The following is a 23,252-nucleotide window of genomic DNA, read 5'->3' on the forward strand; positions in this document are numbered from 1 at the left end:
ACCAGCAGGATCAGAAATAGAATAGTGAGATATTCCATTTCAGACCTCCTTTCGTTAGGGTTATCTATGAGCCCCCTGCTATAAACAGGGGGTTTCCCGTATCTACGGAAAATAACCCAACGGCGGCATGTAAGTCGCTTCTGTCTGGTTGGTCAAGCGCGCCCGATGCCGCCTGAGTCCCTAGGCCAGATAGGCCCACAGCTTGTCCTGTGAGGCGGCGTCGAGCTCGGTGAGCACGGGGATGACGTAAAGGTCGCCCGCGATGTCGCGGATCAAGATCTGGCCGTTTTGCTTCTGCTCGGGCCAGTCTTCGAGCTTGGTGGTGAAGGTGCGCGGCCCCTGCCTGGTGTCGACCTTCCAGAGGCGCAGCTCGAAGCGGCGGCTGATGCTTCTTACTCGGGTAATGCAGAAGACGAACGTCGTCTGTTCGAGTGCTTTCTTGACGGCCTCGCAGCTCTCGCGGTCGAGGTGACTCAGTTTCTCGACCAGCGCCAGTTCCTTGTCGTCTTCATCGCGTAACGACAGGAACTCCCCCGCCCGCGACCACGGGAAGCATGGTCGCAAGCGCACACTGATCCACTGCTCCCCTTGCTGCAGGAGCAGGCGGCCGTCGTCCGCGAGCTTGAGGTGAGGTTGTTCCGTCTTCGTCATAAGAAATTTATTGGAACAGGAGTTTGGGGAGTGAAAGGAGTTTTAAACAGAAGAACACAAAGAGCGCCAAGACGGTAAATTGGCCTCACTCCTATTTGCTTTCTTTGTGCTCTTTGCGGTCTTCTGTTAAACCTTTTTCTGAAGAACTCCTTTTTATTCTTTTTAAACTCCTGTTCAAAATCGAATTCCCTACACCGCGTACATCTCATGTAGCTCGCGCTGGATGTTGTGCAGCTTGGTGTAGACGCCGTCGGGGTTGTTCAATAGCTCGGCGTGGGTACCCGTTTCGACGAGCTTGCCGTCCTTCATCACAAAGAGGCGGTTGGCGCGGCTGAGGGTGCTGAGGCGGTGGGCGATGGCGATGACCGTGCGGCCATGGATCAGGCGGTCGATGGCCTCCTGGATCTTGCGCTCGGTCTCGGTGTCGACACTGCTGGTGGCCTCGTCGAGGATCAACACCCGTGGGTTGTGCAAGACAGCACGGGCAATCGACACCCGTTGGCGCTCGCCGCCGCTAAGCGTATGGCCGCGCTCGCCCACAATCGTGTCGTAGCCGTTGGGCAGCTTGCAGATAAAGTCGTGCGCGTTGGCGGCGCGGGCGGCCCCGATCACCTCGTCATAAGTGGCGTCCGGCTTCCCATAGCGAATGTTGTCGAGCACGCTGCCGTGGAAGAGATACGGGTCTTGCAACACCATACCGATCTGCTGACGCAGCGCGCCCAGCTCTACCTCGCGGATGTCGTGCCCATCGACGCGGATGGTGCCGGTGGTGGTGTCGAAGAAGCGCGCGATGAGGTTGATCACGGTCGTCTTGCCCGCGCCACTGGGGCCGACGAGGCCGATCATCTCACCCGGCTGGATCTCGAAGCTGACGCCCTTGAGGATCTGCCGCACCGGGTCGTAGCCAAAAGTAACGTCTTCGAAGACGATGTGGCCCTGCAGCGGGCGGATCTCGATGGGGTTCTCGACCTCGCGCACCTCGGGCTCGGTATCGAGCACCTCGAAGACCCGCTGGGCGCTGGACACGCTGCGGTTGATCATGCGCGTGAGGTAGCCAAACATCTCCAGCGGCATCACAAACATGCCCATGTAGAAGAGGAACGCCACAAACGTGCCTGTGCTCATCGAGCGGTAGCCCTCCACGCCCAACATGCGCGGGATGCCGAGGAACCACACGACCACAATCAGGATGTTGACGCCCAGGTAGATCAACGGCCAGTGGCTCGTCCAGATCTGGTGCACCCGGCGCGCCTCCTCAAAGACCTTGTCGTTGCGCTGGTGAAAGCGGGCGCGCTCGTAGTCGCTCTGGTCGAAGGCCTGCACCACGCGGATGCCCGGCATGGTGTCAGACACGGTCGAAGTCATCTCGCTCCAACGCTGCCAGATGCGCAGGAACACGCGGTGCAGCTTGCGCCCCATCCACCAGAGCAGCAGGAAGAGCAGCGGCATGGGCAGCACGAGGATCAGGCCCAGTTGCCAGTCGAGGTACAGGAGGATGATGCCGAGCCCCGCCATCAGCGTGAGCCCAAAGAGCAGCTCGGCCACGCCAAACGCGATAAAGTCCCAGATACGGTCGGTATCGCTCGAGACGCGGCTGATGATGCTGCCCGTCTGGTGGCGCGAAAAAAAGCTGACCGACAGCCGGTGGAGGTGGTCGTAAAGCGTCCGGCGCAGGTCGCGCGCGATGTATTCGCCCAGGATCGAAAGCTGGTTGAGCCGCAGCCAGAGGAAAAATTCGCGGATCAGGTAGGTGCCGAGCAGGATGCCCGCGAGCCACCACCCTTGCCGCAGGGCCTCGTTGGTCGTGATGTCGCCCTGCGTGGCCGGCGTCACCACATCGTCGATGATGTGACGCGTGAGGTAGGGCGGGACCAGCATCATGGCGGTGAGGCCGATGGCGCCCAAAAGCCCTAGCGCGAGGTTGCGCCAATAGGGCTTGGCAAAGCCGGCCAGCCGCCGCAGCACCGAGGCCTGGTTTTGCGCTACTGTCGCCTGCGCGTCTCGGTTGGGCTTGGCCACGGCATCCGCATACAGGCTGTCGGGGTCGCCTTCGTAATGGATACGGTGCCCCTCCAGCGCCTGCTTGAGCACGAAGGCAATCGCGCCGACGGCGTTTTGCTGGCGAAAGCTGTAGCGCAGCGTGGCGAGGGCCGGCTGAGCCGGGTCCTTCCCCACCAGAATGAGCGTCGTGGCGCTGAGGCCCGTATGCTCCTCCACCTTGCCGATCTTGGCCCGCTGGATGAAGCGGATGTCGCCCTCGGCCCCGACCACCGCCAGCTGATGCTCGCTCATGGCCACCCAGCGCTCCGTTTGGTGCAAGTGCTCGTCGAGGTCGAGCAGGCCGTAGAGCATGACCGGCTCTCCGCCCCACCCTTCCTCGATCCGGGCCTTCAGCTCCGCCGGCATCGCCTCCGGTTGGTCCGTATAGGCGCGCAACATGGCGCGATCACGATCATGGGCGGCTGAAGGCATAGCAAGAGGCAGGCTCGAAGCCGCAGCTAAGCACGAGATAGAGCCACTGTCGAATGAAACGCATGTTTAGGCCCTTGCGCACGGCTCACAACTTATAACCCCAAGAAGGGCTGTTTCTGGAATGGTGATTGACCCAACCGCGTTACCCGCTAAATCCGGAGGTGCAATGCGCACATTGATTACGCTCTCTACCGTTTTCACCGTCTCTCTCACCGCCCACGCCGCCGTCAACATCACGGCTCTCGAAGTCTCGGGAGACGTCGTCTTCACCGCCGCTGGCACGCTCGACTTGAGCTCGCTGACTTTTGCGGGCTCAGGCCTGGCCTTTAACCAGATCAACGCCTCGGCGAGCTACCTCTCGATGGGGAGTGGTTTCGCGGACTCGTATATTTCGGTGACGGGGCCCTCCAGCTTTGGCACTAGTGAGTTTACCTCCTCCACCACCTTCAGCGGCGACGGCATCGTGTTCACGAGCACCAACTTGCTGGTCCCCGCTGGCTACGTCTCCGGCACCGCGCTCTCCAGCACGATGACTTTTGAAGACGCCACCCTCGAAAGCCTCGGACTGACACCCGGCAGCTATACCTGGTCGTGGGGTTCGGACTCAGCCACGCTCACCATCAGCGCCCCTGCGGTGCCCGAGCCCACCACCTACGCCCTGCTCGGTGGATTGGCGGCCTTGGGCTTCGCGGCATGGCGGCGGAGGCGCGGGTAAGCCCCCATCAGGTTCAGGTGCTCTCTTTCGCCACGGCGCTCGACTCGCCGGATGGCGGGGTGTTTTCGAGTAGCTGATTACTGCGGCAGCTCCTCGCTGCGGGTCTTATCGACGAGGTTGGCGCGCTGGGGGCGACGGGCGGCGCGGATGCGGTCGGCCGAATAGAGCGCCAGCCCCGCCCAGATGAAGCCGAAGGCGAGTTGCTTATAGGGCGGGAAGGGCTCGTGGAACATGAAGACTGCGATCAGCATCGAGACGGTGGGCACCACATACTGGTAGAGCCCGAGCGAGGTGAGGCTGACCCGCTTGGCGGCTTCGGCATAGAGCAGCAGGGGCAGGGCCGTGATGAAGCCAGTTGAAACCAGCCAGAGCCAGGTACTGGCGGGCGCATCGTTCATCATACTGTCGCCCTGCGCATACCAGTAGCCGAGGCCGGCCAGCGCGAGCGGCAGCGTGGCGATCACTTCGTGGCTGAGCGAGGTGACGGGGCCGAGCCGGGTCCGGCGTTTGACGAGGCTGTAAATGCCCCAGGTAAGCGCGATGAGCAGCGAATCGCGGGGCAGGCTCCCGCTGTGCCACGCCATCACGCCTACGCCGACCACCGCGCAGCCGACGGACGTCATTTGCACGCGCGTCAGCCGCTCTTGCTCGAAGATGCTGGCGAGGGCGATACTGAGCAGCGGGCTGAGGAAGTAGCCGAGGCTGGTGTCGAGAATGCGGTCCTGGCTGATGGCCCAGACGTAGACGAGCCAGTTGACGACCACCAGCAGGCCGTCGATGCCGCAAATGAGCCAGCCCTGGCGGCTGCGCAGGCTCGCCCACAGCTCGCCCAACTTGCCGCGCGCCGCCAGCAGCGGCAGCAGCCACAACAGCGTCCAGAAGACGCGGTGCGCCACCAGCTCCAGAGCCGCGTGCCCGGGGAAGAACTTCCAGTAGATCGCGGTGCAGGCCCAGATGAAGTAAGCGAGCAATGCCAGCAGTATGCCCATGCGTTCGTTCCGGATTCAAAAAAGCCCTGCCTCCGGGAAGAAGGCAAGGGCTGGGGTAAAAGAGATGTGGGCGGGAAGGGGCTATTCCCAGCGGTGGGCGCGCAGGCGCTTGTCGACCGGGATCTTGGAGAGGTGCACGAAGGCGGGCAGACCGTGCTCGTAGGGCACCTGAACTTCGCCCTGGATGAGCGGGGTGGCGTACTTCACGTACTGGTAGCTCATCGAGATGCCGTCTTCGTTGATCCACTGGGGCGGCAGGTGCTTGATGCCGTTGGCGACTTCGTCGAGGTCGGCCAGGCCGGTTTCGCAGGTGTAGTAGTCGGTATCGCCGCGCATCAGGGTCACCATCTTGTCGGTCACGCCATTGAGCGCCGCCTTGACGGCAGCCTGGCCGGCCATGAAGGCCTCATTGTTGTCCGTCTGGCTGGCATGGGTAGCCGCAGCGCGCTGGGTGTGGCCCAGGCGGCTGGTGCGGGTCTTGACGCCCTGAATGTGACCGTCGATCATCTCCTTGAGGTAATCGCTGATCCCGCCGAGCTGGGAGTGGCCGAAATTGTCGGTCGAGGAAGAGGTGGAGATGTAGTTGCCTTCACCGTCCACGAGACCTTCGCCCACCACGATCATGCAGTAGCGCTGGCGCTTGAGCACCGCCGCCACGTCGTCGAGGAACTTGTTGGGGTCGAAGGCGACTTCGGGCAGCAGGATGATGTGGGGGGCATCGTGCGGGTGGTCGCGGCGCTTGGCCAGCGAGGCACCGGCGGCGACCCAGCCGGCGCTGCGGCCCATCACCTCGACGATGTGCACGAGGTCGTGGTTGGCCATCGAGTCGGCATCGCAGGCGAGCTGGCGCACGGTGGTGGCGACGTGCTTCACGATGCTGCCGTAGCCGGGCGTATGGTCGGTGCGGGGCAGGTCGTTGTCGACCGTCTTGGGGATGCCGATCACGCGCATTTCCCAGCCGCTGGCGTGGGCCATCTTGCTGATCTGGCTGGCGGTATCCTGGCTGTCGTTGCCGCCGATGTAGAAGAAGTAGCGGATGTTGTGCGCGTGGAAGACTTCCAGGATGCGCTGGTAGTCGGCCTCGCGGCGCAGCTTGTAGCGGCAGGTGCCGAGTGCCGAGGCGGGGGTGTAGCGCAGGCCGCGGATGGCCTGTTGCGACTCGCCGGCCAGGTCGATCAGGTCTTCGTTGAGAATACCCTGAATGCCGTTGAGGCCGCCGTACACTTCCTCGATGCACTCGTGGTTGAGAGCTTCGGAGATCACGCCTGCGAGGCTTGCGTTGATCACCGCCGTCGGTCCGCCGCTTTGAGCGACCAAAATATTACCAGTCAATTCAGCTGCCATGGGTTAAGCACTATTTGGCTCCCTCGACGATTTGCAAGGCAGCGCTGCGCAGAGGCTGAAAACAACCGATGAATCGCTTGGCTTACCGGCCTCGAAGGCTTCACAGGGAGGGCCAAACCGCCCACGGCCCACCCCTGTTGCCGCCCACGCAGATTTCTTGCATCGCTCCGACTTGCATGGGCAGACAAATCGGTCTAGCTTGGAGGCCATGAAAGCCGTCGCCCTCACTGAATACCTCCCGATCGACAACCCGCGCTCGCTCCTCGATACCGAGCTGCCCTCGCCGCCCGCCCCCACCGGTCACGACCTGCTGGTCGAAGTCCGCGCCGTGTCGGTCAACCCGGTGGACACCAAAGTCCGTGCGCCCAAGGACAAGCGCGAAGATGCCCCCAAGGTGCTCGGCTGGGACGCCGCCGGGGTGGTCAAGGCCGTTGGGCCGGGCGTGACCGCTTTCAAACCGGGAGACGAGGTCTACTACGCGGGCGACCTCACCCGCCCGGGCAGCAACTCCCAGCAGCAGCTCGTCGACAGCCGCATCGTGGGCCGCAAGCCGAAGAGCCTCAGCTTTGCGCAGGCTTCCGCACTGCCGCTGGTCGCGATTACCGCCTGGGAAGCCTTTTTCCTTCACCTCGGCCTCGCGCCCGACGGCAGCGCACAGGGCAAGTCGCTCCTCATCATCGGCGGCGCAGGCGGGGTAGGCTCCATCGCGATCCAGCTGGCGAAGCTGGCCGGGCTCACGGTACTGGCGACCGCCTCTCGCGGTGAAACGCAGGCCTGGGTGCAGCAACTGGGCGCCGACCACGTCATCAACCACCGCGAGCCGCTGCCGCCCCAACTCAAGGCCGCTGGCTTCCCGCAAGTGGACTACATCGCCAATTTCAACAATACCGACGCCTACTGGGCCGTGATGGCCGAGGTGATCCGCCCCTTGGGCAAGATCGTCTCCATCGTCGAAAACAGTGCCCCGCTCGACCTCAACCTGCTGAAGGCCAAGAGCGTCTCCTTTCACTGGGAGCTCATGTTTACGCGCTCGATGTTCCAGACGGCCGACCTCGCGGAGCAGGGTAAGCTGCTCGATGCCGTAGCCGAACTGATCGACCAGGGCCGCCTGCAACGCATCGACCGCGAGCACCACACCCCCATCAATGCCGCCAACCTCCGTGCCGTGCATGCCCGCCTCGAAAGCGGCAAAGCCATCGGCAAGATCGTGCTCGAAGGCTGGGAAGGGTAGAACCCCGATGAGGTGGCACCCGCTCCGGGGTGTCGGTTTACAAGTGAAACCTCGCCTCCGGGCCAAGGTCTGGCCAGCGTCCCACCCCGGCCTCAAACCAAAAACCGACTCCCCACTTCACAAAAAAACCCGCCGGGTGATTCCCGACGGGTTTTCCAAATCATAGGCGACTGCCTGCGCGCCTACGCCTTGCGGTAGATCGGCGTGGCGGAGGCGAAGACTTCGTCGACGTGGTCTTGCTGACCGAGGCGGTAGAAGTCGACCGGCGGCTTGACCGCATTCTTCGGGTTTTCGAAGTTCTTGGCGGCGGCCTGGCAAATCTTGTCCCAACTGCCCTTGGCATCGACGGCCACGATCGTCACGCGGCGGTTGTCGTTGGGGAAGACAAGCTCGGCGAGGAACGCGCGGTCCACCTTGGGCTGGCGACGGAAGAACGTGCGGAGGTCTTCCGCCAGCGGGCCATGCTCGCCCTGATCGTCGAGCGCCTGCAGCTCGAAGCCTTCCGGGATCTCGTTGCGCAGGCTGCGGTTGAGCCACACGTCTTGCAGCAGTTGCTCGATTTCCTCCTTCTTGAAGATCTTGCCCGCCTGGTGGGAGGGGTTGAGGAAGAAGTCGACGCCGCGCGCCATGCGGAAGAGGTCGAAGCCGCGGATGGCGAGGAACTGAGCCTTGGGGCCGTGGGCCTGACGCAGGATGTTGGGCGAGGAGAACACGGAGAGGTAGCGCTGGCCCTTGTAGCCCACGGAGGGCAAGTGCAGCGTGGTCGTGTTCACGAGGCGGCCCTTGTCGTCGGTCTGCAGGTCTTCGTTGTCCTTGTTGACGAAGTAGAGCTGGCTGCCGAGCAGGGCGGTGAAAAAGGCGTTGGTGTCGGCCTTGCCCTTCATCGCCTTCCAGATCTGCTGTTCGAGATGGTTGGCGGGCTGGAAGGGTGCGCGGCTTTGCTGGAGGGCGGAGCCGGGGGCGGGCTTAGCGGGGAATGGGGTAGTCGATTCGGCCATAGAAAAAGGGTTTGAAAAAGGTTACTCTTCGATGAGTTCGGGTGCGATTTCAGAGTTGTCGTAAACATTCTGGACGTCGTCGAGCATATCGAGCGCGTCGATCAGGCGCAGCACCTTGGCGGCGGTGTCCTTGTCCGTCACCGGCACGAGGTTGAGCGGGATGTAGACCAGCTCGGCGCTTTCGGCCTCGATCTTGGCCGCCTCCAGCGCACCGGAGACGTTCATGAACTCCGTCACCGGGCAGCGCACTTCGAAGTGGTCCTCGTTGTCGATGATGTCTTCGGCCCCGGCTTCGAGCGCGACTTCCATCAGCTGCTCTTCGCTCGTCTTGTCGGCCGAGATGAGGAACTGGCCCATGCGGCTGAAGAAGGCCGCGGTGGAGCCCGGGCCACCGAGGCTGCCGCCGTGCTTGGTGAAGGTGGCGCGCACTTCGCTGGCGGCGCGGTTCTTGTTGTCGGTGGTGGCTTCGACGATGATGCCGATACCGCCCGGGCCGAAGCCTTCGTAAAGGATTTCGAGGTATTCGACGCCCGGGAGCTCGCCGGTGCCTTTTTTCACCGCGCGGTCGATATTGTCGGCCGGCATGTTGGAAGCCTTGGCCTTGTTGATGACCTGCCGCAGGCGCGGGTTGAAGTTAATATCCCCACCGCCGGCGCGGGCCGACATGGTGATTTCCTTGGCGATGGCGCTGAAGATCTTGCCGCGCTTCGCGTCAACCGCCGCCTTGTGGCGCTTGGTATTCGCCCATTTACTGTGTCCGGCCATGTAGCTGTCTCTCGGGGGTTCGTCGGATAGAACGGAAAAATCCCAAACTGTGAGGTTTGCTCGCCTGAATCAATCGGAAAAGCGCGCCCCGTGCGGCCCGACGCCCACCCGCCCCGGGTAAGAAACCGCAGGGTCGGGTGGCGGGCGGCCAAGATCGCAAGCGTTACCGCGATTCGAGGCGCAGGTAGTAGAAGAGCGCCGTGGTGGCATCCACCGGCTGGGCCGAGCGATAACGACGCGTCTCGGTGCCGTCGTCGTGCAGCGTGGGGGGCTCGACCAGCACGGCATGGCCGGGCGTCCAGCTGCGGAGATCGTTACTACCTTGCACGGAGAAGGCCACGCCCTCGGCCAGCGGATCGTAGCGGAAGGTGAAGACGGCGTAGGTCGCAAGCCCAGCCCCGGCGTCGAGCGCCTCCAGGGTGATGAGCGGGCGGGCTTCGTAGGCCGTAGCCTCCTTCGGGTCGGTAGCGAGGAAGTGCTCTTCGAGGTTGGTCAGCCCATCGCCATCGGCATCGGCATCCGGGGCGGCGACCTGCGGGTAGCCCGGATCGGCGGCGGAGAACCATGCGGCGGCCCAGGCGGCATAGGTCAGGTAATCGTCGGCGGCAGGGGAGCCGCTGTCGCTGATGCTTGCGCGCCAGTTCCAGCCCTGCGTATAGTCGCGCAGGCCCGGTTGGATCAAGACCAGCGAGGGGCCGTCGCCATCGGGCGAAGTCGGCCAGGGCGCACCGTCGTCGTATTCGAAATCGACGATGGTCGAGCCGTCTGCCGCGTTGAGCTGCAGCTGCTCGCCACCGTTGCTCAAGGCCGTATCGTTGATGAAGCGGCCCGCAATCGGGAAGCCCGGGCCGTAGCGCAGGGCAAATGCCTCGGGGTTCGAGACATACAGCGCGGTCGCACCTGGCGCGAGCACCGTCACGCCACCGTCGATCGCCTCGATGTCCGCGCCCCGGGGCATGGTGATGCCTTCCAGCGAGATCACGACGCTGCCGATGTTGCGCACCTCGAAGTATTCAAAGAAGCCGTCGTCGTCGAAACCGGCGTCGACTTCCGCCTGCGAGGGGTTGGCGGGGTGGTAGTGCACCTCGGAGATCACGAGGTTGCCCGCTGCGGCCGGCTCGACCACGTCGCCCACCTGGAAGGTAGCCTCGTTGAGTGCGCTCCACTCGCCGTTGAGCAGCACGCGCGACTTGACCGTGGTTGTGGCGTCGAGCGTAACGGGCACACCATAGAGCTGCGCGGTGTCGTTGACCGTGCCGGAGAAGTACGCGCCGGTGCCGGAGCCCGGTTTGCGCGGGTCGCTACCGTCGAGCGTGTAATAGACTTCGCCCGCGCCACTGGCGTTGGGGTTGAGGATTGAGAGCGCGAAGCCCTCCGCCACCTGACCGCCGTGCTGGCTGAAGGCGGGCGCGTCGGTCTGCGGGTAAAGCGGGTTGGCCTGCAGGCTTTTCGGGTGGTCTTCGTGGTAAGTCGCGTTGCGCATCTGGGCCACAAAGCGCGTGATGCGGTTGGGCTCTGCGCCGAGCACTTTGGTGCGGATGCGCTCGCGCTCGTGCCACCACGAGGCAAAGTCGGTCGTGTCGCTCTGGCCGAAAGAACTCGGGTTCACGCCGCTGCTGGGCACGTTGGTGTAGCGCAGGTGCAGCTCGCCCGGGATCGGCGGATTGTCGCCCCAGCGCGCGGATTCGGCCCGCACGGCCTCGTCGATGTCGTTGAAGCGGCGCTCGAAGGCGGCCCAGACACGCTCGGCCGAAAGCGGCCCGCCGTTAAAGAGCAGGCAGTGAGCGGTGTCGGCAAAGAGGAAGCGGTATTCCGCGTTTTCCAGCAGCTGGAGGTTGATCCCGTCGGGGCGGTCCCAACCCTCGAACTTGTTCGTCACGTCGTCGAAGCGCGGGTAATCCTCGTATTTGAAGACGTGCTCGGCGTCCCAGGAGTGGAAGCGCCATTTGCCCTCCCCGCTCTCGCGGTTATAGCTGGCGTACCAGTTGTGCTGCGGCCAGTCGTAATTGCCGCCCGCGAAGTTACCGAGGATGTGGACGATGAAGGCGGGGATGTCGAGCACCTCGGCCAACGCGTCGTAATTGGCCGGTACGCTCAGGTCTTGCTGCGAGAGCGCGACCATCGCGAGGTAGTTGACGCCCGCCGAGTAATTGCTGTTGGAGATCGAGCGGGTCGGGTCGAGCCGCACGCCATCGACGAGGAACCCTTCGTTGCTCGGCCCGTGCTTCACGATGTCGTAGTCGTCGGAATCGCCGCCGAAATACGCCTCCGCAAAGTGGTTATCGGGCCGCTCGTGCAGGGTATAGATGCCCCAGTAGAGCCCGTTGAGATAGAGGTGCACGTGCTGGCTGTGCACGGCGGGGGCCACACCGATCTCGTTCTCCAGGTCCGTCAGTACGGCGTCGCGCGCAAAGTCCGAAAACTGACGCTGTTCGAGGTTTTGCGACTGGTTCCAGACGTTGTTGAGGCGTGCGTCGAGCACCAGGCGGTCGTACTCGCCGATGGCGCCCTCGCCCAAGACGTCGCTCTCGAAATTGTCCCAGAAATTGAAGCGGAACGACAACTTGTCGGTCTTCCAGCGCGTCGTGCTCGAGCCGCCGAAGACGCGGATCATGCCGCGCCCGAGCTGCCCGGCCAGCGCATTGGGGTCAAAGTCATTGCCATCGGGGTTGAGCAGCTCGAACGAGGCCGGCTTGTCCACGCCTTCGCCCAAGATGTAGATGCCGCGCCCGGCGCTGCCAAAGAGGTCCGTCCAGCTCATGGCGACGGAGACGGTGGGGATCTTCTCCAGGTCGCTGGCCACCGCGCGGTCTTCAGGGTTCGGGTGACCCGTCACCCGCGGGTCCATCGCCCAGTCCGGGCCGCTGTGGCCCCAGTTGGCGTATGCCTGCTTGACCGAGGCATTCGACTGCTGGAGCACGTGGGCCGGGAAGAGGAAGGTCTGCGTGTCGATATTTGTCGGTGCCATCCCGTCTTTCACCGCACGAGCACGTACGATGGTAGTGGTCGATACCTCCAGAGTCGCGACCGGGGTCGCTTCCGCATTGGCCGGGTTGACCAGATAGCCGTTGCCGTTGCCCGGTTCGCTGCCATCGAGCGTGTAGACGATGCTCGCGCCGGGCGTGGGGGACGTGACCGTAAGCGTGAATGCCGCGTCGTAAAAGCCCCGATGGTGGCTGAAGGCCGTGTCTTCTACAAACTCGTGCACGACTGCCGAAACGTTGACGAAACCGGGCGTGGGCGTGACGAGGTAGCCCGCTTCCCCGCTTTCGACCGACCCGGCCAGCCCGTAGGTAAAGCCGTTGAACTGCTCCGGGAAGTCGACGAACGCATGCTCCGTAATCCAGCCGCCAGAGCCGTCGGGTCGGCTGAGCACAAGGTCTTCCCCGCCGTCGGAAAGGCTGAAATTGGTGTGCAGCTGGACGCCCGCGATGCTCCAGTCTTTGCTCGAAGCGAAGACGATCAGGTAACCGCCTGCCGGGATGCTGACCGACGGGAAGACCCACTTGCCGGGGTTGTCGGCCTTGTCGCTGATCGCCCAGCCGGCGAGGTTGACGCTGCTGGCGCCGGTATTGCGCAGCTCGATCCAGTCATTCGTGCTGCCGTCGGCGTCGTCGAGGATGTTACGGTTGGTGGCGTCGAATTCGGTGATGATGACTTTGGCGGTCGCCTGACCCGCCAGACAGGCGGCAAGCAGACACACCGGCAGACGCGAGAGCCGGGAGAGCAACATAGGATAAAGGGGAGTAGGTGGGGGATGAGCCGACGCATAGGGGGTGCGCCGGGGTCTCTATTAGTTGGAGGTGTTTGCGGGTAACGTAAAGGTGAAATTGAGGTTACGACCGCATGACAGGCCGAAAGGCACGATTTCAGGCCGCCGCCAGAGCACCCTCGCCACTTTTTGCAGAAACGTGTAACAATTCGCGCCGCTGTTTCGTCTCCTCCACAGAACATGCCGAAGACCCTCCAGTTCAAGGCGCTTTGCCACCTCTACGCGGACGACGTCTACCGCTTTGCCCGCCACCTGCTCGGCAGCGAGGCAGACGCGGAAGATGCCTCGCAAGAAGTGCTGCTGAAGCTCTGGCACGGGCTGGGCGACGTAAACCTGCTCAAAGCCCGCTCGTGGCTGATGCAGACGACGCGCAACCACTGCCTCGACCTGCTGCGCCGGCGACAGCGCCACGGCCTCGAGCCGCTGCCGGAGGACGACTTCGCCCACGACCACGCCCGCTCCAGCGAGCCCGACCCGCGCGAAAGTACCCAATGGGCCGACCTCCGCGAGGATCTGGCCGCCGCCCTGCAGCTCCTCCCCGAGAAGCAGCGCAGCGTCTTTGTCCTCGTCGAGATCAACGGCCTGCGCTACCGCGAAGTCGCAACCACGCTCGAATTGCCGCTCAACAGCGTCAAAGTCTACCTCAGCCGGGCCAAACAAACCCTGCAGGGCCACCTGCAACGCCACCACCCTTCCACCTCCAACGCCAAAGACCATGAAACGGCCTCTGAACAAGCTCACGCGTGAGTTGCGCCGCGAAAAGTGCCCGCCGCAGGTGCTCGACCGGGTCTTCGCCGAAGTCGACCGTGCCCCCCGCCAGTCGGGTGCCTGGTGGTGGCTCGCCCCCGCGCTGACCCTCGGTGCGCTCGCCCTCGCCTTCGCTCTCTGGCCCGAGCCGACCGCCCCCCAAGCCCCGGCCATCGCCACCGTGCCCGACACCACTTCCACCCAGGCCCAGGCCGCCGAAGTCGAAGCCTCGCTGGTGCTCGTCGGCCACCTGCTGCGCGAAAACGGGCTCAAAGGCGGCCAGCAAGCCATCGACGGTGCGCTACCTCAGCTCCAGTCGAGCCTCCAGACTTTACAATCCATTCTCCAGACCGAAACCACCGAACAAACGCCGAACAATGAAACGTAATTACCTGCTGCTAGCCATCGTGCTCCTGACCGGGCTCTCCCTCTTCGGGCAAGCCCCCGCCAAGATCAAGAGCGACCCGGCCTACCTCGACATCGACGCCGTGATCGACGTCAACGCCGCTCAGCCCAAGGTCAACATCAACCTCCCCCGCTTCCTGCTGCTCAACGCCACGCAAGACCTCGCGGCTCAGAATGCGGATGTCGCCAGCATCGTCCAAGGCATCCAGCACCTCCGGCTGGTCGTCTTCGAGCCCAGCAACGCCAACCGCGACAAGGTCCTCGCCGGGGCCGACAAGATTCGCGCCACACTCAAGCAAAACTGGATGCCGCTCGTGAGCGTGCCGGATGATGGCGTCGGCATCTACGTGATGAGCGACGAAAGCGGCGACGAAATGGCCGGCCTCGCCGCCCTCATTGCCAACGGATCCGGCGAAGTCGTCTTCATCAACCTCGTGGGCAATGTGCCGATCGCCAAGGTCATCAACCTCGCCCAGCAGATGGACAATCCGGAGATCCAGAAGGCGCTCGCCAACATCCAGGGCCAGATCGGCGGCGGCACCCCTCCGCCAGCCGCCGAGTCCGAAAAACCGGAGACCTCCAATAACTAACTGCACACACTTTTGATTGGGTATCACTAGTTCAGGGTTAGAAACTACAGTGTAACAGGAGCCGGCCGCTCTGACGAGAGTGGCCCGACCAGACCGAGCTAGCGCGGTCTGGTTTTCCGGCGTTCGGTGGCCGGAGATGGAGAAGATTGCGATAGGAGAATTGGCTTTTCGCGGTATCGGGATCCGTTTAGCTTCGTGGTAAACCTCAACCTGTTTACGCAATGCAGCTCGACTCTTCCTGGCGTTACGACGAATTCAAACAGATCGGCAAGGACTACGGCGACCCGGCAGAAGTGGCGGTCTACGACTCCAGCCACGCCGATTTTCGCGACATCGCGGCCGAAGCCCGTAAGGTGCTCGACCGCCTCGGCGTGGGCGCGAGCGACGTCCTGATCGACTTTGGCGCGGGCACGGGGATCTTCGCGCGGGAAGCCGCCAAGCGTTGCGCGCGCGTCTACGCCGTCGACGTCTCGGAAACGATGATCGCGCATGCCAGCGCGCAAGCTCAGGCCGAAGGGCTCGACAACCTGGTGTTCGCGCACCGAGGCTTTCTCACCTACGAGCACGAGAGCGCCCCCGCCGCCGCCATCACCAGCACCTTTGCCTTTCACCACCTGCCCGATTTCTGGAAGGGCATCGCCCTGCAGCGCATGTTTGCGATGCTCAAGCCCGGAGGCCGCCTCTACCTGCACGACGTGGTGCTGCCCTCCGAGCAGCCGCTGGAGACGATCGCCGCCTTCGTCGAAGCCCAGGCCGCCGCCGGAGGCGACTTCCTCCGCGACGACGCCGAAGGCCACTTCCGCGAAGAGTTCTCCACCTACGACTGGGTGATGGAGGGCCTGCTGACCCGCGCCGGCTTTACCATCCTCGAAGCCGACTACGACGGCGTCATGGCCACCTACCTCTGCGCGAAGGAGGAGTAAATTCCGGCCACAAAAAAGCCCGGGTCGCGTTGATCCGGGCTTGGTAGAAAAGACGGTTACTTCTTTTGCCAGGGCAGACGGGGCTGCTCGGGCTCCTTTTTCTTCTTCTTTTTGATCAGGGGCTCGGTCGAAGAAGACTTCTTGTGGCTTTCGACTTCGGCCACTTCGGCCTCGATGATCTCATCTTCGCGGTCCTTGTGGCGGTTGATGTACCAGCCCTGGAAGATCGAGAAGGTGTTGGTCGTCGTCCAGTAGAGCACGAGGCCGCTGGAGAAGTGATAGGTGAAGAAGAAGAACACGAAGGGCATGTACTTCATCACCTTGTAGGCCGGGTTGTCGGCGGCGGCAGCCGGCTGCGGGGTGAACTTCATCAGCAGCACCATACTCACGAGCCAGAAGAACGGCAGGATGTTGATCGCGTCGCCCACCAGCGGGACGACGGTGCCGAGCGGGATCGTAGCGTCGGGCATCGAGAGGTCCGAAATCCAGAGGAAGTCGGAGTAACGCAGCTCGCTGGCATTGCGCAGCAGGTTGAAGAACGCGATGAAGATCGGGAACTGGATCAGGATGGGCCAGCAGCCGGAGAGCGGGTTGATCTTGTGCTTCTTCCAGAGCTTGGCCATCTCCTGGTTGAGCGCCATCGGGTCGTCCGCGTACTTTTCGCGCAGCTCCTTGAGGGGGGCTTGCAGCTCTTGCATGCGCTTGCTGGAGCGCGCGGCCTTGGCCGTGAGCGGCAGCAGCACGAGGCGGATCGTGAGCGTGGCGGCGATGATCGCGAAGCCCCAGCTACCGAGGAAGCCTTGATAGAAGGCGAGCAGCTTGAGGAACGCCTTCGCGATAAAGGAGATCAGGCCGACGGTGAGGCCGATGAACCAGCCGAGCTGCAGCACGGCGTCCTGGCCCGGGTCGAGCTCTTCGAGGTGGCTGTAGTCCTTCGGGCCGGCATAAAGCTCAACCTCCAGCGTGTGGCTGGCATTGGGCGCCAGATCCGGCAAAAGGAACTCCAGCGCGGCGGCTACCCCTACCGGGGCTTCTCCGCTGACAGGATCGACCATGAAGCGGCGCGGCACTGCGACCAGCGCCGTGGCGGGCTGGTCGGGCGTGGCGATCATCGCAAAAAACTGGTTCTTGACCGCGCCCCAAAGGATCGGGGCCTGCTCTTCGATCCGGTCGCGGGGCGCACCGCCGCCGAGCCCAAGGAAGCCGCCGCCCCCGCGGAACTTCGAAGAGGAGATGGCGTGGTAGTCCTTGTCGGTATCGTAATAGCTGGCGTTGAGGTTCTGGCCCGTCGGGTCGGCATCGCTGGGGGCGCTGGTGCCAATGTGCAGGAACTGACCGCTGAGCGGGCGAGGCGTGCTGCCGGTGTTGATGTATTCCACCGTGTGGTGCACGATGTAAGGCGCAGCGCCCGTCGTGCCGGCCACAATCTCGTAGGTGCGGCGCAGCTTCAGCGAATCGTCGGCCTGGCCTTCCAGCACCACGCGCATCGGCGATTGCTCAACCACGTCGTAATAGCGCACGACGTCGGGCCCGAAGCGCTGGCCGCTCTCGTAGGTCAGCCCAAGGATCGGGTACTGGCCGCCTCGGTTGAGCACCACCGGGTCGGGGTTCTCGACCTTGGAGGGGTTTTGCGCCGGGTAATTCTTGAGCGTAATCGTGCCGATACCGCCCCCAAGGGTGCTGATCTCGGCGCGAATGACCTCGTTTTCCAACACCAGCGTTTGCTCTTCGACTTCGAAGGCCGGCTGCTCTTGCTCCGGCGTCGGGCGCGGGGGCAAGCCGGGGCCGGAGCCATCGGGCGAGCGCAGCTCATCGGGGCGCGTGCCGGGGGCAGCAGCCTCGGCGGTCGCACGCTCTTGCTCGTCGATCGCGGCCTGTTCGGCGCGCTGGCGGGCCTGCTCCTGGTCGTACGAAGCTTGCTGGGTGGTGTGCCAAAACATCAGGCCCAACCCCGCAAGCAGCAGGGCGATGCCTAGAAACAGGTTCTTCTTATCCATGATGTGCCAAAGTCTGGGGATCCGGGCGCTCCGGCGGTTGGGACGCGGAGGCGCGGGGTGGGACGGGGTCGAAGCCGCAGCCACCCCACGGATGGCAGCGGGAGAGCCGCCGGATGGCAAGCCAACTCCCGTACAAGGGTCCATGTTCCTGCAGCGCCTGCAGCGCATAGCGCGAACATGTGGGCTCAAAACGACAACCGCTGCCCGGCACGAGCGTGTGCAGCAGCGGCGACAAAAACCAGCGGTAGAGGGTTACGAGCACCACCAGCGGGAACGCCAGAATGCGCCCCACCCCGCTCACGGTGCGGCGGCGGGCGCTCATGATGAGGCCTCCGGGGCAGGTATGCTGGCGGGCAGGCGCTCGGCCGTAAGGCAAAAGCGGTGCACGCAGGTCTCCCAATCCATTTCGAGGATGCGGCGGCGGGCGACCAGCACCACGTCGCAATTCGGCGGCAGGCGGTCCTGATACAAGCGAAACAGCTCGCGCAGGCGGCGCTTGGCGCGGTTGCGGTGCACGGCATTGCCCGTGCGCTTGGAGGCGATTACGCCTACGCGCCGCAACGGGGGGCGTTCCGCCTCCGGCACCACGTGCAGTTGAAACAAAAAAGGGCCGCATTCGCGGCCACGACCATGTTGGCGGACAACTTCAAATTCCGCCGTCCGTCGGATATGCTGGCGTGGGTGGAACCGCATGGCCAGCGCCTCCGGGAAAAATTAGGCGCTCAGGCGCTTGCGACCACGGGCGCGACGGGCGTTCAGCACCTTGCGGCCGCCACGGGTGGCCATACGGGCACGGAAGCCAAACTTGCGTTGGCGCTTGAGACGGTGGGGGCGATAAGTCGGCATCATGGCGATCCTTGGGCTGAAAGATAAAAACGGGTAGAACAGCGCAGCCCAGTTAGTACGTCAAGGGGAAAAGGTACAGTTGTTCACAGTCGACGGGCCATATCCATCTAGTGCCGCGTAGAGTGGACGTTTCCGCAGTAGCACCCATCCAGGGTGCATCTTTTCTTCAACCCATTACCTGCAGTATCGGTTCCTTTCGGGAACCTCAACTGCAGGCAAAGGGATGGCATCCTTCCAGGATGCTGGATCATCCAGCAAGCCAGAGGCTTGCCAGATCTTAGCGCGGGGTTGAGGTCCGCATCAGCGGACCGACACCCCGGGTATTTTGCCCTCGCCTCATAGCACCCTGGAAGGGGTGCCACGGTGAAGGTCCACACGATGAGCCACTACAATGTGAAGATTCTGGTCCGTGAAAATCCGTGCTCTATCTGTGGCTCGCGAAATTTCTCCTTGGCCGAACGGCGCGGCTTGGCTTGAGATGGGGGCGATGCCGTCTACCGATCTGCCCGTCTGGCAAGTGCGCGAGGCCCTGCTGGCCGCCTGTCGCGACTCCCGCCGTTTTGCCCTCGCCGCGCCCACGGGCTCCGGCAAGTCCACCCAAGTGCCCTCCATCCTGCTCGATGGCGGTGTGGCGGGCGACGGCCAGATCGTAATCCTCCAGCCTCGGCGCATGGCCGCCCGCCTGCTGGCCAAGCGCGTGGCCTACGAGCGCGGCGGGCAAGTCGGCGGCGAGGTGGGCTACTCCGTCCGCCTCGAAAACCGTACCAGCGCCGACACCCGGATCGTTTACCTGACGGAGGGCCTCTTGCTGCGCCGCCTGCAGAGCGATCCCCTGCTGCGCGGCGTGAGCGTGATCCTGTTCGACGAATTCCACGAGCGCCACCTCGATGGCGACCTCTCCCTCGCGCTGGCCCGGCAGGTGCAGGAGCGTCGCCCGGAGCTGATCCTCGGCGTGATGTCGGCCACGCTCGACATCGACCGCGTGGTCTCCTACCTCGGCCCCTGCGCGAAGGTCGAGGCGATGGGCCGGGCCTACCCAGTGGATGTGCAATACGTGAAGCCGGGCGACACCGCCGAAGCCGTGCCGATGTGGGAGGCCGTGGCGAAGGCTTTCAAGCGCTCCGGCCCCAGTCTGCCTGCGGGCGACGTGCTGGTCTTCATGCCCGGCAGCTACGAGATCCGCCGCACGATCGAGGTGCTGGGCCAGCTCAGCCAGACGCGCGGCTACGAGATTTTGCCCCTGCACGGCGAATTGCCCCCCGAGCAGCAGGACGCCGCCGTCACGCCCGGCCCGCAGCCCAAGATCATTGTCTCGACCAATGTGGCGGAAACGTCGCTCACGATCGAGGGCGTACGGGTGGTGATCGACGCCGGTTACGCCCGCCAGGCTGCCCACGACCCGCGTCGCGGCCTCGACACGCTGCTGACGGAGAAGATTTCCATCGCCTCGGCCGAGCAGCGCACCGGTCGCGCGGGCCGCGTGGCCGCAGGCCTGGCGATTCGCCTGTGGACGGAGGCGGAGCATGCGAGCCGCCCGTTGCAGACGGCCCCCGAGATCCAGCGCCTCGACCTCGCCGGTGCCGTGCTCTCTTTAAAAAGAGCGGGCATCAGCGATCTGCAGGCCTTCCCGTGGTTCGAGAAGCCCGAAGCGCTGCGGCTGGAACGCGCGGTGGCCCTGCTGCACGACCTGGGCGCGCTCGACCACGACGAGCGCCTGACGCGCGTAGGCCAGCAGATGGCCGCCTTCCCCGCCGCCCCACGGCTCGCCCGGATGCTGATTGCCGCCAGCGAACACCGTTGCCTGCCCTCCATTGCCCTGCTCGCCGCCTTGAGCGAAGGCCGCCGCATCGTGATGCCACTCGGTCAGCGCCGCGACGAAGACGCCCGCGAGCGTGAACTGCTGCTGCCCGACGACCCGCCCTCGGACCACATCATGGCCCTGCGCGCGTGGCAGGCCGCTTACCAGCAGCGCTTCGACCTCGGCTACTGCCAACGGCTGGGCATCCATGCCGGGGCGGCGCGCGAAGCCGGGCGTATGGCGGGTCAGTACCTCCGGCTCGCCCACAGCCAGAGCCTGAACACCGAGGAAGACTGTGCGACGGCCGACGCCATCATCCCCGCCATCCTCGCCGGCTTCTCCGACCAAGTGGGCAAGCGGCTCAACGAAACCAACCTGCGCTGCGCCTTGCCCCACGGGCGACGCGGCGAAGTGGGCCGCCACAGCCTCGTCAAGGACGCCCCCCTGCTCGTCTCGACCGAAATCGAAGAGCGCGAAGCCAAGGGGGAGGTCACCACACTGCTGCAGCTCAACTCGCCGGTGGAAGAGGCGTGGCTGCAGGAGTTCTTCCCCGACGACTTTACCGAGCAGACGCAGACGGCGTTCCGCCCGGGCAGCAAACGGGTCGTGACCGTGCGGCAGCGCATGTTCCGCGACCTCGTGCTGGAGTCCAAGGAGCTGAACGAGCCCGACCCGGAGGAGGCTGCGGCGATCATCGCCCGCGAGGTGCAGGCGGGCAACCTGCAGCTGAAGCACTGGAACGAGAAGGTCGAAAACTACATCGCCCGCGTCAACGTCCTCGCCAAGGCGATGCCCGACTACGGCTTCACCCCCATCGACGACGAAGCGCGCCAGCTGATCCTGGAGCAACTCTGCCTCGGCCTGAAGAGCGTGCGCGACCTGGCCGACGTGCAGGTAATGCCGGCGGTGCAGGAGTGGCTGCCCGTTGCGGTGCGCTGGGAAGTCGACCCCCTCGCGCCCGAACGCTTTACCCTGCCCAACGGCTTCAACGCCCGCCTGCGCTACGAAGCCGACGGCACCGTCGTGCTCTCGGCCAAGATCCAGCAGCTCTACGACTGCCCGCAAGCCAAGCTCAAGATCGCTGACGGCCGCATCTCGCTCGTACTCGAGCTGCTTGCCCCCAACATGCGGCCCGTGCAAAAGACGGCCGATCTCGACGCCTTCTGGGGCAGTAGCTACTTGCAGATCAAGAAAGACCTGCGGGGCCGCTACCCGAAACATGAGTGGCGTTAGCATACGGGGCATCTACCCAAAAAATTTCAAAAATCGGTTGCATTATGGCCGTTTGGATGGATGGTACGGCGATTCAGTCTTTGAACCACTTGAACTGAGCAATGATGAAAACTCTCTCGACTCTCGCTTCCCTCACGCTGTTGGCGGCTTCCAGCCAAGCTGCGATCCTCGGCCTCGACCTGCAAGGGCTTGGCGGCTACGGGCTGAAGACCTCCAATCAGGTCCCGGCCGTCTCCGGCAGTGCTTCCGGCGGTGAAATTGGGGACGGTATCTATTACAATACCGAAACCAATATCCTCTATATCAACTTTGCCTGGGGCAGCGCTTTCGGCTTCAACGACCTCAGCTCTGAGATCGACACCAGCATTGCAGGCGGCCTGCACATCCACGCCTTGGCCGGCTTCGACGAAACCGCCAACGTGGCCTACCAGCTGTTCGAAGACGGCCCGAGCGACAACGGCAGCTTTGTCCGCGTCGACAACGGCCTCTCCGGCTCCTTTAGCGGCAGCATCGTGCTGGACGACAAAAAGGAAGCCAACCTGCTGAACGGCCTCTACTACATCAACCTGCACACGCTGAACAACCCGAGCGGCGAAATCCGTGGCAACATCGTGTGGGGCCCGAACGTGCCCGAGCCCAGCACCTACGCCGCCATCGCCGGCCTGCTGACCCTCGGTGCAGTGGCTTACGCCCGCCGTCGCCAGCGCCAGAGCTAGGGCATTTCTACGCAGCATCCATCACTTTCGCCGCCAACGGAGACCCGTCGGCGGCTTTTTTTTTGGACAGAGTACGGCAAAACGCCGCCATACATAGAATCCTGCACGTCTCCTGCTGCAGCTACTCCTGCATGCACCGCTGTTTGATCCTGTTCACGCTACTGACCCTGTGGCTCAACGCTGCCCGCGCCCAAGACGTCTATCGAGAGCCACCGCTCGGCTTCCTGTTCTATGCCCCCTACGTGCTAATCGAGGGGCAGGCCTGCCGCATCGTCCACTTCGACCGTGATATTCCCATCGCTCTCGTCCGCGAAGGGGAGACCCAACGGGTGCGCGGCAAACCGAAATACCTGTTTCTTCCCTCCGGCAGCGCTTACCCGGCAGGAATCAAACGTGAAAGATCGGTTCACTTGTCCGCAAATACGAACTCGCTTGAGTTCGAGATCGAAGTCGATCGTGAGGTGGAAGACCTCTTCTATTTCGTAATCACCACCGACAACCAGAGCGGGGACGAGTTCTGGATCAACGGCTACGATCTGGGCGATGCACAGCCGGACAAGATGCTGGCCTTCCGGGCGAAAGCAGGGCGGATGGGTGATGATTTTAGCGGCAACCGTATCTACACCTGCGTCACCTACTTCAAGGATGGGCTTCCCCTCTACCAACAGTACAGCACGCAGGCCCTCCACCTGTTCAAGCAAAGCTCCGATGCCTTCTTCCGCGCTCTGCTCGCCGAATATCTGGAGACTCAGCAGGGCCAAACACGCCCGATGAAGCTGGTCCACGCGCCTTTACCCGGCCTGCCGCCCGAAGTACGGGACGAGCTGGAACCCCGCCGGCTGGTATTCAAAGTCACCTTCGATGACAAAGGTGAGGTGACGCAAGTCGAGCCGCAGGACCAAACGGGTGTACCCCACGCCCAGACCTCTGCCGCCATCCAAGCCCTGTTTGGCTGGCGCTGTCTACCGCCGCGGGAAGATGGCCAGCCGACCGGATACAGCGTGCTCGTACCGATCAAGATCTAGCGAGAGCCGGGTTTGACGGCACACCCGGCACTGCC

Annotated in this window: 20 protein-coding genes; 9 read left to right on the forward strand and 11 right to left on the reverse strand. The window is 63.7% G+C overall.

What is annotated here, in order from left to right; genetic code table 11:
• Positions 1 to 180 precede the first annotated feature (180 nt).
• Entirely contained in the window at positions 181 to 651 is a 471-nt protein-coding gene (locus Q7P63_09575; protein MDP0500336.1) for a DUF1854 domain-containing protein, read from the reverse strand.
• Positions 652 to 840: 189 nt separating this feature from the next.
• Entirely contained in the window at positions 841 to 3,090 is a 2,250-nt protein-coding gene (locus Q7P63_09580; protein MDP0500337.1) for an ABC transporter ATP-binding protein, read from the reverse strand.
• Between the two features lie 199 nt (positions 3,091 to 3,289).
• On the opposite strand from Q7P63_09580, the gene Q7P63_09585 reads away from it, so the two are divergent.
• On the forward strand, positions 3,290 to 3,838 hold the full coding sequence (locus Q7P63_09585; protein ID MDP0500338.1) for a PEP-CTERM sorting domain-containing protein: 549 nt from the start codon (positions 3,290 to 3,292) through the stop codon (positions 3,836 to 3,838).
• A gap of 77 nt (positions 3,839 to 3,915) precedes the next feature.
• Here the strand turns inward: Q7P63_09585 and rarD are convergent, their stop codons facing one another.
• Both rarD and Q7P63_09595 read right to left on the reverse strand, forming a co-directional pair.
• Complete coding sequence (rarD, locus tag Q7P63_09590; protein MDP0500339.1) at positions 3,916 to 4,827, reverse strand: EamA family transporter RarD; 912 nt, start codon at positions 4,825 to 4,827, stop codon at positions 3,916 to 3,918.
• Between the two features lie 81 nt (positions 4,828 to 4,908).
• Positions 4,909 to 6,171, reverse strand: coding sequence for a 6-phosphofructokinase (locus tag Q7P63_09595; GenBank protein ID MDP0500340.1), 1,263 nt, complete (start codon positions 6,169 to 6,171; stop codon positions 4,909 to 4,911).
• Between the two features lie 208 nt (positions 6,172 to 6,379).
• On the opposite strand from Q7P63_09595, the gene Q7P63_09600 reads away from it, so the two are divergent.
• Positions 6,380 to 7,402 (forward strand): zinc-binding alcohol dehydrogenase family protein, encoded by a 1,023-nt coding sequence (locus tag Q7P63_09600; GenBank protein MDP0500341.1) that lies wholly within the window; start codon positions 6,380 to 6,382, stop codon positions 7,400 to 7,402.
• Positions 7,403 to 7,584: 182 nt separating this feature from the next.
• On the opposite strand, the gene Q7P63_09605 is transcribed toward Q7P63_09600, so the two are convergent.
• The 3 genes from Q7P63_09605 to Q7P63_09615 form a co-directional block, all read right to left on the reverse strand.
• The gene (locus Q7P63_09605; GenBank protein ID MDP0500342.1) at positions 7,585 to 8,400 is read right to left on the reverse strand and encodes an enhanced serine sensitivity protein SseB C-terminal domain-containing protein; all 816 of its coding nucleotides are present in this window, start codon (positions 8,398 to 8,400) and stop codon (positions 7,585 to 7,587) included.
• A 21-nt stretch (positions 8,401 to 8,421) separates the two neighbouring features.
• Positions 8,422 to 9,165, reverse strand: a complete 744-nt coding sequence (locus Q7P63_09610; GenBank protein MDP0500343.1) for a YebC/PmpR family DNA-binding transcriptional regulator — start codon at positions 9,163 to 9,165, stop codon at positions 8,422 to 8,424.
• A gap of 163 nt (positions 9,166 to 9,328) precedes the next feature.
• The gene (locus Q7P63_09615; GenBank protein ID MDP0500344.1) at positions 9,329 to 12,898 is read right to left on the reverse strand and encodes a lamin tail domain-containing protein; all 3,570 of its coding nucleotides are present in this window, start codon (positions 12,896 to 12,898) and stop codon (positions 9,329 to 9,331) included.
• 219 nt (positions 12,899 to 13,117) lie between these two features.
• On the opposite strand from Q7P63_09615, the gene Q7P63_09620 reads away from it, so the two are divergent.
• From Q7P63_09620 to Q7P63_09635, 4 genes are all read left to right on the forward strand, one after another.
• Entirely contained in the window at positions 13,118 to 13,684 is a 567-nt protein-coding gene (locus tag Q7P63_09620) for an RNA polymerase sigma factor (protein ID MDP0500345.1), read from the forward strand.
• Positions 13,653 to 14,072 carry a hypothetical protein gene (locus Q7P63_09625; protein ID MDP0500346.1) on the forward strand — a complete coding sequence of 140 codons (420 nt, stop codon included), beginning with the start codon at positions 13,653 to 13,655 and terminating at the stop codon, positions 14,070 to 14,072. The genes Q7P63_09620 and Q7P63_09625 overlap by 32 nt, the downstream gene beginning before the upstream one ends.
• On the forward strand, positions 14,062 to 14,679 hold the full coding sequence (locus Q7P63_09630; GenBank protein ID MDP0500347.1) for a DUF4252 domain-containing protein: 618 nt from the start codon (positions 14,062 to 14,064) through the stop codon (positions 14,677 to 14,679). The genes Q7P63_09625 and Q7P63_09630 overlap by 11 nt, the downstream gene beginning before the upstream one ends.
• Before the next feature lie 221 nt (positions 14,680 to 14,900).
• Positions 14,901 to 15,602 carry a class I SAM-dependent methyltransferase gene (locus tag Q7P63_09635; GenBank protein MDP0500348.1) on the forward strand — a complete coding sequence of 234 codons (702 nt, stop codon included), beginning with the start codon at positions 14,901 to 14,903 and terminating at the stop codon, positions 15,600 to 15,602.
• Positions 15,603 to 15,658: 56 nt separating this feature from the next.
• Here Q7P63_09635 and yidC read toward each other — a convergent pair whose 3' ends face one another.
• The 4 genes from yidC to rpmH are packed head-to-tail and all read right to left on the reverse strand — an operon-like array spanning position 15,659 to position 18,448.
• On the reverse strand, positions 15,659 to 17,599 hold the full coding sequence (gene yidC, locus Q7P63_09640) for a membrane protein insertase YidC (protein MDP0500349.1): 1,941 nt from the start codon (positions 17,597 to 17,599) through the stop codon (positions 15,659 to 15,661).
• Positions 17,592 to 17,921: a membrane protein insertion efficiency factor YidD gene (gene yidD / locus Q7P63_09645; GenBank protein ID MDP0500350.1), complete on the reverse strand. Its 330-nt coding sequence runs from the start codon at positions 17,919 to 17,921 to the stop codon at positions 17,592 to 17,594. Before yidD ends, yidC begins: the two co-directional genes overlap by 8 nt.
• Entirely contained in the window at positions 17,918 to 18,292 is a 375-nt protein-coding gene (gene rnpA, locus Q7P63_09650; GenBank protein MDP0500351.1) for a ribonuclease P protein component, read from the reverse strand. The genes yidD and rnpA overlap by 4 nt, the downstream gene beginning before the upstream one ends.
• A gap of 21 nt (positions 18,293 to 18,313) precedes the next feature.
• Positions 18,314 to 18,448, reverse strand: a complete 135-nt coding sequence (rpmH, locus tag Q7P63_09655) for a 50S ribosomal protein L34 (GenBank protein ID MDP0500352.1) — start codon at positions 18,446 to 18,448, stop codon at positions 18,314 to 18,316.
• A gap of 484 nt (positions 18,449 to 18,932) precedes the next feature.
• On the opposite strand from rpmH, the gene hrpB reads away from it, so the two are divergent.
• The 3 genes from hrpB to Q7P63_09670 all read left to right on the forward strand — a co-directional run bounded on the left by hrpB (position 18,933) and on the right by Q7P63_09670 (position 23,217).
• Positions 18,933 to 21,476 (forward strand): ATP-dependent helicase HrpB, encoded by a 2,544-nt coding sequence (hrpB, locus tag Q7P63_09660; GenBank protein MDP0500353.1) that lies wholly within the window; start codon positions 18,933 to 18,935, stop codon positions 21,474 to 21,476.
• A 101-nt stretch (positions 21,477 to 21,577) separates the two neighbouring features.
• Complete coding sequence (locus tag Q7P63_09665; protein MDP0500354.1) at positions 21,578 to 22,192, forward strand: CHRD domain-containing protein; 615 nt, start codon at positions 21,578 to 21,580, stop codon at positions 22,190 to 22,192.
• Between the two features lie 131 nt (positions 22,193 to 22,323).
• Positions 22,324 to 23,217 (forward strand): hypothetical protein, encoded by an 894-nt coding sequence (locus Q7P63_09670; GenBank protein ID MDP0500355.1) that lies wholly within the window; start codon positions 22,324 to 22,326, stop codon positions 23,215 to 23,217.
• The last annotated feature ends 35 nt before the right edge of the window (positions 23,218 to 23,252 follow it).

The sequence above is a fragment of the Verrucomicrobiota bacterium JB022 genome (genome assembly GCA_030673845.1).
Taxonomy (GTDB): Bacteria; Verrucomicrobiota; Verrucomicrobiia; order Opitutales; family Oceanipulchritudinaceae; genus WOUP01.